The organism is Candidatus Poriferisocius sp. (assembly GCF_965219775.1).
In the GTDB taxonomy this organism is placed as follows: domain Bacteria; phylum Actinomycetota; class Acidimicrobiia; order Acidimicrobiales; family Bin134; genus Poriferisocius.
Genome location: NZ_OZ244793.1, coordinates 3,398,192 through 3,411,749, shown reverse-complemented (window position 1 = coordinate 3,411,749; position 13,558 = coordinate 3,398,192). Strand labels below are relative to the sequence as shown.

Here is a 13,558-nt window from a genome sequence, read left to right as displayed (position 1 = left end):
GAGTGCTACGCGTCGGTGGGGGGCCGGGCGGGATCGGCCGGGGGCCGGGCAGGGTCGGTCTCGTCGAAGAGATCGCCCACCAGCACTTCGAGCACGTCCTCCAGGGACACCAGGCCCACCGTTCGCCGTCGCGCCCCGTGCCGGACCACGGCCAGATGCCTGCGACTGCCCCGCATCAACGCCAGCGCGCCCTCCAGTGAGGTCTCCTGCTCGATAGCCGGCACCACCCGGATCAAGTCGTCACCCAGGGGCTGCGACGCCCGCACGCCGGCGACGTCGAGCAGATCCTTGGCGTGGACGAAGCCCACCACCTGGTCCAGCGACCCCCGGTGGACCACCACCCGGGAGTGGCCGCTGTCTTTCATCACCTCGAGCACCTGGTCGACGGTGGCTTGGTGCTCCACGGCCACGATCCGGTCTCGGGGGACCATCACCGAACGCACCGGGCGACCAGCCAGCTCCAGGGCGCTGGACAAGAGCGAATGGTCGAAGTCGTCCAGGAACCCCTCGGCGGCCGAGTGTTCCACCACGGCGGCGAACTCCTGGGCGGTATGGGTGGTGGAGAGCTGATCGATGGGCTCCACGCCGCACAGGCGGACCAGGCCGGCGCTCATGTGGTTCAACAGACCGATGAGCGGACCGAAGACGATGGAGTAGAGGCGGTTGACCGGTGCGAGCCACATGGCGGTGCGCTCGGCCCCGGCCAAGGCGACGTTCTTGGGGACCATCTCGCCCAGCACCATGTGGAGGAACACCACCAGCGCCAGCGACACGGCGAACGAAATGGTGTGCAGCACCCCCGAGGGCAGGTCGGCGAACGACTCCACGGCCCGTTCGATGAGGACGGCCACCGCGGGCTCGGCCACGAAGCCCAATCCCAGCGAGGCCATGGTGATCCCCAGTTGGGCGCCCGCCAGTTGGCGGTTGAGGTCGCCCATGGCGGCCAGCGTCATGCGGGCCCGGCGATTGCCCTGTTCGGCCAACGGCTCCAGACGGGACCGGCGGGCGGCGATCAGGGCGAACTCCACGGCCACGAAACCGGCGTTGGCCACCAGAAGGGCCACCGCCACCCCGAGGTAGAGGGCGGTCATCGGTCCGCTCCCGGCGGGTGGGCCGGGCGGGCGCAGGGCGCGGCGGTCATCGGTCCGCCCCCGGCGGGCGGGCCGGGTGGGCGGAACCCACCGGACGGAGGCGGACGGTGTCGATGCGGCGCCGCTCCACCGACTCGATCTGCCACTCCCAGCCCTGGTACCGGAACACCTCACCGGCCGCCGGGATGCGCTGCAGGTGGTCGAGAATGAAGCCGGCCACCGTCTCGTAGTCGCCGTCGGGGACCCGGAGTCCGGTCATGTCCTCCAACTCGTCGGGGTGGATGCCGGACTGCACCACCAGCTCGCCGGCGTCGCGGGCCACCGCCGGGGGTTCGGTGTCGTCGTGTTCGTCGGCGATCTCCCCCACGATCTCCTCCACCAGGTCCTCCTGGGTGACGATGCCCGCAGTGCCGCCGTGCTCGTCGAGCACCACGGCCAGGGGGCTGCGTTGCTGTCGCATGTCGAGCAGCAGCGACCGCAGATCCCGGGTTTCGGGCACCACCAGCGGCGGGCGCATGATGGTGGTCACCGGGGTGGCGACCCATTGGTGGTTGGGCACCTGGTAGACGTCCTTGACCAGGACCACGCCCACCACGTCGTCGATGTCGGCGCCGATCACCGGGAAGCGGGACAGCCCGGTGTCGCTCGACATCGCCACCAGATCGGCCACCGAGCGGTGATGCTCGATGGCCCGCACCGACACCCGGGGCACCAGCACGTCGGCCGCGTCCCGCTCGGCGAAGCGAATGGCCCGGGTCAGCAGGCGAGCCCGTTCGGGCCGCATGGACCCCTGTCGGCCCAGCGACCGGATCAGCCAGGCCAGCTCCTCGCGGGAGCGGGCCTCGCTCAGCTCCTCGGTGGGCTCGATTCCCAGCCGGGTGACCACCCAGTTGGCCGATCCGTCGAACAGGGCGATGAACGGTCGGGCCGCCGCCGAGAAGCCCCGCATGGGTGCGGCCAGCCGCATGGCGGTGGGCAGGGGCCGGGAAATGGCCACGGTCTTGGGTACGAGTTCGCCCAGCACCATTTGCACCACCACGGCGATGGCCAGGGCGGCGGCGATGGAGAGCCCGGTGGCCGCCCCGGCGGCGATGCGTTCGGCCACCGGCTCCAGGGCGGCGGCAATGGAGGGCCGGGCGATGAATCCCAGGGCCAGGGAGGTGACGGTGATGCCGAACTGGGCGCCCGAGAGCTGGTACGACAGGGACTTGAGCAGCGACAGTGTGGTCCGGGCGGCCCGGCGGCCCTCGGCGGCCAACCGTTCGATGCGCAGGCGGTCCACCGCCACCAGGGCGAACTCCACGGCCACGAACACCGCGTTGGCGGCCACCAACAGGGCGGCGGCCCCGAGCCCCACCGCGGTGGTCCAGCTCATCGGCGTGTCCCCCGGCCCGCTCGGGCTTGGCATCCGCCATAGTCTTTCGAGACACTAATCATGTGAGTCTCAAACAATCGCCGTCTCGAGCTGCCGTGGAAGCGGCTCAGGCCGCGGCTCGACTGGCCCGGCAAGTGGCCCTGGCCTTGGGAACGGTCGACCTGTCACCCTCACAGTATCGCCTGCTGTTGTTCCTTTCGGAGGGTCACGCGGCCGCTTCGGTGGTGGCCGGACGGCTGTCGGTGAGCCGGCCCAGCGTAACCGCACTGGCCGACGGACTGGAGAAGCGGGGCCTGCTCCAACGCCGGGGGGACCCTTCGGACCGTCGAATCGTGGCCCACCAACTCACCGACGCCGGTCGGGAGGCCCTGAGCGCGGCCGACGCGGCCATTGCCGAACACATCGTGCCCATCGTCGACCACCTCGGCGATTCCCGATCCGCCCACGCGTTGGAAGGTCTGGCCCTGTGGAACGAGGCGCTCACCCTGGCCCGCAGCCGAAAGGACGCCGGTTAGTGGCCACCCCCGAGCACGGCGGGCTCGCCACCCCGGTGGCCCCGCCCTCCCAGGAGCAGACCCGCTCCCCCGTTCCCGAGTTCGAGCCGGTGGGCGTGACCGCCCGGTACGCCCCGCCGCCCGCGGGCATCGACCCCGACCAGACCAAGGGGTGGATGAAGCGGCTGATGCCGATGATCCTGGCCCACCGGCGGACGCTGATCCTGGGCGTGGTCACCGGGGTGTTCGCGCTGGCCGCCCAGGTGGCGGTGCCCGCGGCGGGCCGGTCGGCGGTGGACGCCGCCATCGCCGGGGACCGGTCGGCCATGTGGATCGTGGCCGCGCTCATCGCCGTGTTCGGGGTGGCCCGGCTGGTGTTCGGCGGGGTCTACCGCTACCAGCTCTTCAAGCTGGGGTGGAACGTGGAAACCGATCTGCGGGCCATCGTGTACGAGCACCTCACCCGGTTGTCGTTTGCCTACTACGACCGCACCCAGTCGGGACAGGTGATCTCCCGGGCCAACAGCGACATCCGGTCGGTGCAGTTGCTGCTGGCGTTCGGGCCGCTCCTCAGCATGAACCTGCTGATGTTCGTGATGGCCCTGGGGTTCATGGTGTACATCCACCCCTGGCTGGCCCTGGTGGCCCTGGCCCCGTTGCCCGGTGTCTTCTGGTTCGGCCTCAAGTTCCGCGATCAGGTGTTCCCGCTGTCGTGGGTGAGCCAGGCCCGGATGGCCGATCTGGCCACCATCGTGGACGAGAACGTGAGCGGCACCCGGGTGGTGAAGTCGTTCGCCGCCGAGGAACGCCAAATCGCCCTGTTGGGCCGGTCGGCCCAGCGCATTCAGTGGGCCAACGTGGAGATCGCCAACAGCCGGGCCCGGTGGAATCCCGTCATCGAGTCGCTGCCCCGGCTGGGGACGGCCATGGTGGTGCTCTACGGCGGCTGGCTGGCCATCGACGGCGTGGTGTCCATCGGCACCCTGTTGGCCTTCAGCGCCTATGTGATCATGCTCCAGGTGCCGTTCCGGATGGCCGGCTTTCTGCTCATGCAGGGGCAGCGGGCCAGCGCGGCGGCTCAGCGGATCTACGAGATTCTGGACGAGGTGCCCGAGATCACCGACTCGCCCGACGCGGTCGACCTCCTGGACCCCCAGGGTCGGGTGGACTTCTGTGACGTCAGCTTCGGCTACAGCCCCGACATCCCGGTGCTCGACGGCTTCACCCTGCACATCCAACCCGGCGAGCGGGTGGCCATTGTGGGCAGCACGGGCAGCGGCAAGTCCACGGTGGCCCGCCTTTTGGATCGCTTCTACGACACGGACGCCGGTTCGATCCGCATCGACGGTACCGACGTCCGGGAGGTGACCCTGCGCAGCCTGCGCCACACCGTCGGGTTGGTGCTGGACGAGCCGTTCCTGTTCTCGGCGTCGGTTCACGACAACATCGCCTACGGACGGCCCAACGCAACCCGCGCCGAGGTGGTGGCGGCGGCCGAGGCGGCCCAGGCCCACCGATTCATCATCGAGTTGGCCGACGGCTACGACACCGTGGTGGGCGAACGGGGCTACACCCTGTCGGGCGGGCAACGCCAGCGCATCGCCATTGCCCGCACGCTTCTGGCCAACCCCAAGGTGCTGGTGCTGGACGACGCCACCAGCGCCATCGACGTGACCGTGGAGGAGGCCATCCACGTGGGGTTGCGCCGGCTCATGGCCGACCGCACCACCATCATCATCGCCCACCGACTGTCCACCATCAGCCTGGCCGAGCGGGTGGTGGTTCTTGACCGGGGGCGGGTGGTCAACAGCGGTACCCACGCCGAATTGCTGGCCCGCGATCCCCATTACGTGGCGATACTGGCCCGCAGTCACCAAGCGGGCGCCGAGGATTCACCCGTGTCCGGGAACGGCCAGTAGTGGGTTGGGGAGGATACTTCGGCGGGCCGCAATCCCAGAACGCCGCCCGCGACGCCGGACTGCCCCACGCCGGTGTGCCCGGCGACCTGCGGACCCACGTGGAGGAGGTGCTCCGAAAGGAGCCCGAGTACCCCCCGGTGGAGGTGGACTTCAGCCACCGCCAGCCCTCCGACCCCCCGCTGACGCTCCGGTCGTTCCTGTGGCCCTACCGGGTGCAGCTCGGGGTGGCCCTGCTGTTGGTGGTGGTCGAGTCGGCCATGATGCAGTCGGGTCCGCTCCTGGCCAAAGAGGGCATCGACCGGGGCGTGAGCTCGGGCAATCTGCGGATCCTGTTGGTGGTGGCCGCCGTGTTCCTGGGCACCGTGGCCGCTCATGCCCTCAGCTCGTCGCTGCGGATTCGCTACACCGGCAAGCTGGGCGAGCGGCTGATGTACGCGCTGCGGTTGCGGGTGTTCTCGCACTATCAGCGGCTGTCGCTCAACTTCTTCACCCAGGAGAAGGCGGGCGTGCTGATGACCCGCATGACCAGCGACATCGAGGCGTTGACCGTGCTGTTCCAGGAGGGTCTGGTGAACTTCGCCGTGCAGGGCCTGGCCCTGTTGGTGATCACCGCGGTGCTGTTCTACCTGGACCCGCTGTTGGCCGTGCTGACCCTGGTGATGGTGGTGCCGGGCACGTTTGTGCTCAGCATCTGGTTCCGCAAGGTGTCCGACCGCTACTACGGGCTGGTGCGGGATCGCATCGCCGAGGTGCTGGCCGACCTGCAGGAGAGCCTGGCGGGCATCCGGGTGATCACCGCCCACAATCGGCGGCGCCACAACGTGGTCCACCACACCAACGTGGTGGGGCGACACAAGGACGCCAACCTGGCCGGGGTGCGGGCGGCGTCCATCTACGCCCCCACCACCGAGGCCATTGTCATCATCGGCCAGGCCATCCTGTTGTTTATCGGCGGGACCATGGTGATCAACGGGAGCCTCACCGCAGGCGAGCTCACCGCCTTCGTGCTCTATCTCACGTTCTTCTTCGCCCCCATCCAGCAGATGGTGCAGCTCTACAACGGCTACCAGCAGGGACAGGCCTCGGCCAAGAAGCTGCGTGAGGTGCTGAGCACCGAGCCGTCGGTGTCCGAGGCCCCCGATGCGGTGGACCTGCCCCCCATCGAGGGGGAGATCACCCTGGAGGGGGTGAGCTTCGGGTACGACGACGACACGCCGGTCCTGCACGACGTGAGCCTGCGGCTGGCACCGGGCGAGAGCCTGGCCGTGGTGGGGCCGACCGGGGCGGGCAAATCGACGGTGGCCAAGCTGATCGTGCGGTTCTACGACCCCCAGCAGGGCACGGTGCGCATCGACGGCCACGACCTGCGGACGGTGACGCTGGCCTCGCTGCGCCGCCAGCTCGGGGTGGTGCCCCAGGAGCCGTTTCTGTTCTACGGCTCCATCCGCGACAACGTGGCCTTCGCCCGGCCCGACGCTTCGGTGGCCGAGGTGCTGGAGGCCTGCCGGGCGGTGGGCCTGACGGAGCTGTTGGAGCGGCTGCCGGACGACGTGAACTCGCAGATCCACGAGCGGGGGGCGTCGCTGTCGGCCGGGGAGCGACAACTGTTGGCCCTGGCCCGGGCGTTCCTGGCCCGCCCCCGGGTGCTGGTGCTGGACGAGGCCACCTCCAACTTGGACCTGCGGTCGGAGTCCAAGATCGAGGCCGCCCTCGACGTGGTGTTGGAGGGGCGGACCGCCATTGTGATCGCTCACCGTCTGGCCACCGCCATGCGGGCCGACCGGATTGCCGTGGTGGAGGACGGTCGGATCACAGAGATCGGCACCCACGACGAACTGGTGGCGCTGGGTGGCCACTACGCCGACATGTACGCCACCTGGATGGCCCACGCCAACTGAGCCCATGGCTGTTGAGCAACCGGGGTCGTTGTCCGGGCCGCCCGGCGGGGTACGCGGTGACGAGCGCACGGACTCCCGGGGATTGACGGCCGCGCTGGTGATGGACGGGGTGGGATTCGTGCGGGACCGCCGACCCATCCTGGCCGACGTGTGCTGGCAGGTGGCCGACGGGCAGCGCTGGGTGGTGTTGGGGGCCAACGGCAGCGGCAAGACCACGCTGTTGCGGATCGCCGCGCTGTACGAGCACCCCACCACCGGCACGGTGGAGGTGTTGGGTCGGCGCCTGGGCCAGGTGGATGTGCGCCGCCTGCGCCACCGGGTGGGGTTCGTGTCGCCGTCGCTGGCTCAGATGCTGCGGCCGCACGTGCGGGCGGCCGAGGTGGTGATGACCGCACGGCACGGGGCCCTGGAGCCGTGGTGGCACGACTACACCGACGACGACCGCGAGCGGGCGGAGGGGCTTCTGGAACAGGTGGGGGCAGGCGGGCTGGGCGACCGCACCATCGCCACGCTGTCGTCGGGGGAGCGTCAGCGGGTGCAGCTTGCCCGCAGCCTGATGACCGATCCCGGCTTGGTGCTGTTGGACGAGCCCGCTTCCACCCTGGACCTCGGGGGCCGGGAGATGCTGGTGGGAGACCTGACCCGATTGGCCACCGATGCGTCGGCTCCGCCCTTGGTGCTGGTCACCCACCGTCCCGAGGAGATCCCCGAAGGGTTCACCCATGTGCTGCTCCTGCGAGAGGGGCGGGTGCTGGCCCAGGGCCCGCTCGCCACGGAGCTGACCTCGGAGACCCTGTCGGCCTGTTTCGGCCTGGGGTTGTCGCTGGAGCACCGCAACGGTCGCTGGTACGCCCACGCCCGCTGAGGCGACCGGATTTCCGCATTCGGCGCGGTTGAGGCCGTCCCCCCTGCTACGGTGGGGCGGGCTTCCCCCTGCACCGACCTGTGAGGAAACCTCATGGAACAAGCCATCCTCGCGCTGCTGGGAATAAGCATCACCCTGACGCTCTACCTCGACCGCAGTCGACGGGCCGACATCACCCAACTCCGGTCCGAAATGAACGCGGGCTTCGCCCAACTCCGAGCCGAATTGAACCAAGGGTTGGCCCAACTCCGGTCCGAAATGAACGAGGGGTTCGCCCGGCTTGACGGCCGAGTGGATGAACTATGCGGTCGGGTGGGCCGCCTCGAGGGCCGGGTGGGCAGCCTCGAGGGCCGGATGGAGGCCTGGACTCCGGTTCCCGACCCCCAGCGGTAGTCGCAACTGCCAACCCCACTGAGCATCAGACCGCTCCGCCAAAGTGTCACCGGAGCGATGTAGCTTCAGTGCGTGGAGCTTGACCGGCGCCGGCAGACAACGGCCACCTCTCGCTTCGGGGTGGGTGCCCGTGAGGGGCACGATGCCTCGGCGTTCTACCAGCGCTTCTCGGTACCGGACATCTGCGGTGACTCCGAGGTGGCAGCTCCGGCCTGCGTCGACACGTTGTGGCTGGGGGATGCCCGGGCCATGGATGCCCACGGGCAGGTGTCCGACGGCTCGGTAGCGCTGGTGGTCACCTCTCCCCCCTACTTTGCGGGCAAGGAGTACGAGGAAGCGGTGGGTCGGGGGCACATCCCCGCCGACTACGCCGACTTCCTGGACATGCTGGGCGAGGTGTTCGCCGAGTGCGTGCGCAAGTTGGAACCGGGCGGGCGCATCGCCGTCAACGTGGCCAATCTGGGACGCCGCCCGTACCGGTCGCTCTCTGCTGATGTAATCGCCATCCTCCAGGACCACCTGGGGCTGTTGCTTCGGGGTGAGGTGATCTGGCACAAGGCCCGTGGCGCCGCAGGCAACTGTGCCTGGGGCAGCTTCCGGCGACCGGGCAACCCGGTGCTGCGCGACCTCACCGAGAGAATCGTGATCGCCTCCAAGGGGCGTTTCGACCGGGCCCTGCCGGCGGCGGAGCGAGCCGCTCGGGGGCTTCCCTCGGAGGGCACCGCGTCGGTGGACGAGTTCCTGGAGGCCACCACCGACGTGTGGGAAATCCCCTCGGAATCGGCCACTCGGGTGGGCCATCCCGCCCCGTTCCCGGTGGCGTTGCCCGAGCGATTGATCGACCTCTACACCTACCGGGGCGACTTGGTGCTGGACCCGTTCATGGGTGCGGGCACCACCGCGGTGGCGGCGGTGCGCACCGGCCGCCACTACGTGGGCTTCGACACCGATGCCGACTACATCGCCTTGGCCGAACAGCGCATTGCCGCCGAACGGCATCGGCTGGAGGAATCCGAGGAAGGAGAACGCTGGTCGGTGACGGTGCCGTCGACGGCCAACGGCACCGAAGCCGACGACAGCGGTGACTTTCAGGCCCGGGCCGGACGGCAGGGCCGCAAGGCCCTGGAGATGGCGTTGGACATTCTCCGGCGGTGCGGCTTCGAGGACATCCGCGAGAAAGTGCGCTTCGCTTGCGGGGTGGAAGTGAACTTCGAGGCGGTCGACCAACGGGGCACCCCCTGGCTGTTCGACGTGTCGGGAGCGTTCAGCGTCACCCAGCGGCCCGGACTGCGCCGGACCGACACGCTGTGGAAGGCGCTGGGCAAAGCCGCCGCGCTCCACGCCGACGGGAACAACCCCCGTTTGGTGCTGTTGACCACCGATCGGCCGACCCGCAACAGCGCCGGGCACCGAGCCCTCCAGTCGGTCACCGGCCCGGAAAAGCCGGTACACGACGTGTTCGAGATGCTCAACCCCCAAGACATAGCCCGCCTCACCGCCCTGGCCACAGGAGAGTCCTGAACCCGGAGCAACGCGGGTACCTACAGGGAGATGACCTGGCCGCCTTGTTGGGAGGACTGCCAGCGCAGGGACTTGCGCTCGGCGAATCCGATGGCGCCGTTCATGATCAGCGCGATCAGAGCCAGGATGAACACGATGGCGAAGGTGTCACCGTAGGAAAGTTGGTTGGCCGCGGTGATGAGCCGCTGTCCGAGGCCTCGGCGGGCCGAGAAGATTTCGCCGAACACCACCGCCAGCACCGAGATGACCGCCGCCAGCCGCAGGGCACCGAACACCGCCGGGGTGATGCCTGGCAGGGTGACCTTGGTGAAGAGCTGGCGCTGGGACGCCCCCATGGTACGGGCCACCATGTCGAGGTCGGGATCGACCAGCGCCACCGCAGCCTGGGTGGGCACCTGCACGATGAAGAACACGATGATCACCGCCAAGACCACCTTGGAGGTCTCGCCCACGCCGTACACGATCAGGATGAGGGGCAGGAAGGCGATCTTGGGCATGGCGTTTATGAGAACGATGAACGGCCCCACCGCCTTGGCCGCCTTTTGGAAGCGGCCGAGGACGATACCCACCAACAGGCCGAGCAAAGAGCCCAATGCGAAACCCAACAGCGCCTCCTTCACGGTGACCCAGAGATCCTCCCAGAAGAGTCTCTCGTGGAAGATTTGGGTGAAGTACTCCCAGGTCTCTTCGGGACTGGCCCGAAACGTCTCCGGCACGTCGGGGAAGGGCTGGATGCCGGCCACCGAGAACCGCTCCCAGCCGTTCCAAACGACCTCGTAGTGCCACAGGGCCCAGATCCCGGCCAGGATGGCCAGCCGCACAAGTTGAATGGGCAGGTCGAGGCGACGCAACCGGTACTTCCAGATGGACTCGCGGGGTATCAGCGCCTCCACCTCCTGCTGGCTCAGCGCGTCGGCCAGGGTTGCTTGGTCGGCCATGTCGGCTTCCCGGGGCTCGTCACCCTCAGACGATCTCACCGCGCAACTCCTCCCAAATCTTGTGCTCGGTCTCCCGAAACGCCGGGTCGAAGCGGAGTTCGTCGATCACCCGGGGGCGGGGCAGAGCGACCAGTGTGTCCGACTTGATGCGGCCGGGACGGGCGGTCATGACCACCACCCGGTCGGCCAGGAGCACGGCCTCCTCCAGGTCGTGGGTCACGAAGATGACCGTCTTGTGGGTCTCGTACCACAATTCCAAGAACTCGGCTTGGACGGTCAGACGGGTCTGGGCGTCGAGGGCGCCAAAGGGCTCGTCCATGAGCCACAGGTCGGGATCGATGGCCAGTGTCCGGGCGATGGCCACCCGCTGGCGCATGCCCTGGCTGAGCTGGGAGGGGAAGGAGTCGGCAAAGCCCTCCAGGCGCAGCTTGGCCAACAGCTCCATGGCCCGTTCGCGCCGCTGCCCCTTGGGCACGCCTCGAAACTCGAGCCCCAACTCCACGTTGCGACGAGCGGTGCGCCAAGGGCTCAGCCCCGAGCGGGCCAGCATGTAGCCGATGTCCTGGCTGGGGCCGTTGACCTCCTCGCCATGGCGCATCACCGACCCCCGAGTCGGGCCGATGATGCCGGCGAGCATGTTCAAAATGGTGGTCTTGCCGCAGCCGCTGGGGCCCACCACGGCCACGAACTGGCCGGAGGGTATAGCCAGGTTGACGTCCTGCACGGCCAGCACGGGTTCGTCGTCGGGATGATCCCCCCCGAAGATGAGGGTCACCTCGTTGAGTTCTACTGCTGGTGGCACGACGCTGGGCGACTCCTCCCCGGATGCCCCTACCCTGGTCGGGGGGAATACCTCGATTCCCCCCGACCAGGATGAGGTCGGACTTACGGGGTGACGGTGAACTCCGAAATCTCCTGGGCTTCCTCGAGGATGCCCCGGCCCACGGCGTAGTCCACGTTGTTCTGGAGTCGGGCCGGTTGCAGCGCGCCGTTGAGCGAGAGGCTGGCGATGTTGTTGTCCAAGATCGCCTCGGCCACCTCGCCCTCAGCCCCGAACAGGGCGTTCATTTCGGCCAGCACGTCGGCACGATTGGCCGGATTGCGCATCCAGTCCATGGCCTCGCGTATGGCTTGGGCGTAGATGGCCACCGTGTTCGGGTTGTTCTCGTAGAACTCCCGCGCCGTGGTGTTGACCAACGACGGCCAGTTCAGCTCCGTGGGGCCTTCACCCTGTCGCAAGGCGAACGGGATGTAGCCGATGCCGTCGATCACCGCCTGACTGAGACCGGGCTCGAAAGTGATGGCCCAGTCAACCTCATCCGACGACAGCGCGGCCAACGTGGTCCCCGACAAACCGGTGGCGATGTAGGTGGAATTGTCCGGGTCGTATCCGGCGGAGTCCAAGAGCTGACGGGCGATCTGCTCGGCGGCGGCGCCTCGGGCCACCACGCCCACCCGGGTACCGTCCAGCGCCGCCATGACGCACTGCCAGTCGCCGCCCTCGCAGTCGATGGCCCCGAAGTTGTTGCTCACCACGATGTCGAAGAAGTGGTTGTTGACCACCTGTTGGAACATCACCACGTCGAATCCGGCGTTGCGGATGCCCAGCATGTTGTCGGGGGTGTTGCCCACGAACTGGACCTCGCCCGCGATGAGCGCAGCGGCGTTGGCCGGGCCGGAGGGACACTGGACGAACTGGCCGTTGACCCCCCGATCCTTGAGCATGCCTCTCGACACGGCAACCGCGGCAGGCATGCCGGTGAACGACGGGGCCTGGCAGATGGCCACGTCGACCACTTCGGGAATCAGCGCTTCGGGGAGGATCACATCGATGCCCGGGCCCACGGCGAACTCGCCGAACTCCTGGGGCTCAGCCAGGATGCCCCGGCCCACCGCGTAGTTCACGTTGTTCTGGATCCGTACCTGGTTGAGTTCGCCGGTGGTGGTCATGGAGCCGATGTTGTTGTCGAACACCACCTCGGCCACCGCAGGATCGAGGCCCAGATGGGCGTCGAGTTCCTCGAGTACGGCCTCTCGGTTGGCCGGATCGCGCAACCACTCGATGGCCTCGACCATGGCGGCCCGGTAGTGGAGGACGGTGTTGGGATTTGCCTCCCAATAGGTGCGGGCGGTGTTCAAGATGGCCGACGGCCAGTCCAGTTCGGTGGGGCCATCGCCTGAGCGCAACCGGAACGGGGCGTAGCCGATGCCGTCGAGTTCGGCCTGGCTGAGGCCGGGCTCGAAGGTGATGGCCCAATCCACCTCATCGGATGCCAACGCGGCCAGCGTGGTCCCCGACAAGCCGGTGGCGATGTAGGTGGTGTTGTCCGGATCGAGTCCGGCCGAGTCCAAGAGCTGGCGGGCGATCTGCTCGGCGGCTGCCCCTCGGGCCACCACACCCACCCGGGTACCGTCCAGCGCCGCCATGGCGCACTGCCAGTCTCCCTGGACGCAATCGATCTCGCCGAAGTTGTTGCTGACCACGATGTCGAAGAAGTGCAGATCGACGACCTGGGCGAACATCACCACGTCGAAGTCGGCGTTGCGAATGCCCAGCATGTTGTCGGGAGTGTTCAGAGCCACATCGACTTGGCCGGAGATCAAGGCCGCTGCCTGGGCCGGACCCGACAGGCAGGCCACGAATTCGCCCTCGATCCCCCGCTCGGCAAGGAACCCCCGGTTGACCGCCACCTTGGCGTAGAGCTGGGTGAACGACGGTGCATCGCAGATCGTCACCGTGGTGTCCTCGGGAGCGCCCAGGGCTATCGGCTCGACGTCGCCGGGGTCGCCGTCGCTGACGTTGGTACCGGAGTCGCCCGAGCCCGAATCACCAGATCCGGCATCGGAGTCGCCCGATCCCGAATCGGCCGTCCCTCCGTCTCCGTCGCCGCCGGAGTCGCCCGACCCCGAATCACCGGAACCGGCATCGGTTGAACCGTCACCAGCGGGCGCCTGCGTCCCCCCATCGTCGTCGTTGCCGCACGCGGCGGCGACCAAGACGAAGGCCAATATCAGGGCCAGCACGGCCACAAGGCGAGAACGTGTCGTCATCAAGGGCATCCCT

Annotated in this window: 11 protein-coding genes; 6 read left to right on the top strand and 5 right to left on the bottom strand. The window is 68.4% G+C overall.

Annotation, left to right across the window (positions count from 1 at the left end):
- Positions 1 to 5: 5 nt before the first annotated feature.
- Together ACOQPQ_RS15425 and ACOQPQ_RS15420 are read right to left on the bottom strand one after the other, a co-directional pair.
- Positions 6 to 1,091 carry a hemolysin family protein gene (locus ACOQPQ_RS15425; RefSeq protein WP_420640300.1) on the bottom strand — a complete coding sequence of 362 codons (1,086 nt, stop codon included), beginning with the start codon at positions 1,089 to 1,091 and terminating at the stop codon, positions 6 to 8.
- A gap of 46 nt (positions 1,092 to 1,137) precedes the next feature.
- Complete coding sequence (locus ACOQPQ_RS15420) at positions 1,138 to 2,499, bottom strand: hemolysin family protein (RefSeq protein ID WP_420640299.1); 1,362 nt, start codon at positions 2,497 to 2,499, stop codon at positions 1,138 to 1,140.
- 62 nt (positions 2,500 to 2,561) lie between these two features.
- On the opposite strand from ACOQPQ_RS15420, the gene ACOQPQ_RS15415 reads away from it, so the two are divergent.
- From ACOQPQ_RS15415 to ACOQPQ_RS15390, 6 genes are all read left to right on the top strand, one after another.
- Positions 2,562 to 2,981: a MarR family winged helix-turn-helix transcriptional regulator gene (locus tag ACOQPQ_RS15415; RefSeq protein ID WP_420640298.1), complete on the top strand. Its 420-nt coding sequence runs from the start codon at positions 2,562 to 2,564 to the stop codon at positions 2,979 to 2,981.
- The gene (locus ACOQPQ_RS15410) at positions 2,981 to 4,879 is read left to right on the top strand and encodes an ABC transporter ATP-binding protein (protein ID WP_420640297.1); all 1,899 of its coding nucleotides are present in this window, start codon (positions 2,981 to 2,983) and stop codon (positions 4,877 to 4,879) included. Before ACOQPQ_RS15415 ends, ACOQPQ_RS15410 begins: the two co-directional genes overlap by 1 nt.
- Entirely contained in the window at positions 4,879 to 6,777 is a 1,899-nt protein-coding gene (locus ACOQPQ_RS15405; protein WP_420640296.1) for an ABC transporter ATP-binding protein, read from the top strand. Before ACOQPQ_RS15410 ends, ACOQPQ_RS15405 begins: the two co-directional genes overlap by 1 nt.
- 4 nt (positions 6,778 to 6,781) lie before the next feature.
- Positions 6,782 to 7,642, top strand: coding sequence for an ABC transporter ATP-binding protein (locus tag ACOQPQ_RS15400; protein ID WP_420640295.1), 861 nt, complete (start codon positions 6,782 to 6,784; stop codon positions 7,640 to 7,642).
- 93 nt (positions 7,643 to 7,735) lie between these two features.
- The gene (locus ACOQPQ_RS15395) at positions 7,736 to 8,035 is read left to right on the top strand and encodes a hypothetical protein (RefSeq protein ID WP_420640294.1); all 300 of its coding nucleotides are present in this window, start codon (positions 7,736 to 7,738) and stop codon (positions 8,033 to 8,035) included.
- 72 nt (positions 8,036 to 8,107) lie between these two features.
- Positions 8,108 to 9,556: a DNA-methyltransferase gene (locus tag ACOQPQ_RS15390; protein WP_420640293.1), complete on the top strand. Its 1,449-nt coding sequence runs from the start codon at positions 8,108 to 8,110 to the stop codon at positions 9,554 to 9,556.
- 20 nt (positions 9,557 to 9,576) lie between these two features.
- On the opposite strand, the gene ACOQPQ_RS15385 is transcribed toward ACOQPQ_RS15390, so the two are convergent.
- The 3 genes from ACOQPQ_RS15385 to ACOQPQ_RS15375 all read right to left on the bottom strand — a co-directional run bounded on the left by ACOQPQ_RS15385 (position 9,577) and on the right by ACOQPQ_RS15375 (position 13,545).
- The gene (locus tag ACOQPQ_RS15385) at positions 9,577 to 10,533 is read right to left on the bottom strand and encodes an ABC transporter permease (protein ID WP_420640292.1); all 957 of its coding nucleotides are present in this window, start codon (positions 10,531 to 10,533) and stop codon (positions 9,577 to 9,579) included.
- Positions 10,520 to 11,296, bottom strand: coding sequence for an ABC transporter ATP-binding protein (locus ACOQPQ_RS15380; protein ID WP_420640291.1), 777 nt, complete (start codon positions 11,294 to 11,296; stop codon positions 10,520 to 10,522). Before ACOQPQ_RS15380 ends, ACOQPQ_RS15385 begins: the two co-directional genes overlap by 14 nt.
- A gap of 83 nt (positions 11,297 to 11,379) precedes the next feature.
- The gene (locus tag ACOQPQ_RS15375) at positions 11,380 to 13,545 is read right to left on the bottom strand and encodes an ABC transporter substrate-binding protein (protein ID WP_420640290.1); all 2,166 of its coding nucleotides are present in this window, start codon (positions 13,543 to 13,545) and stop codon (positions 11,380 to 11,382) included.
- Positions 13,546 to 13,558: the final 13 nt, after the last annotated feature.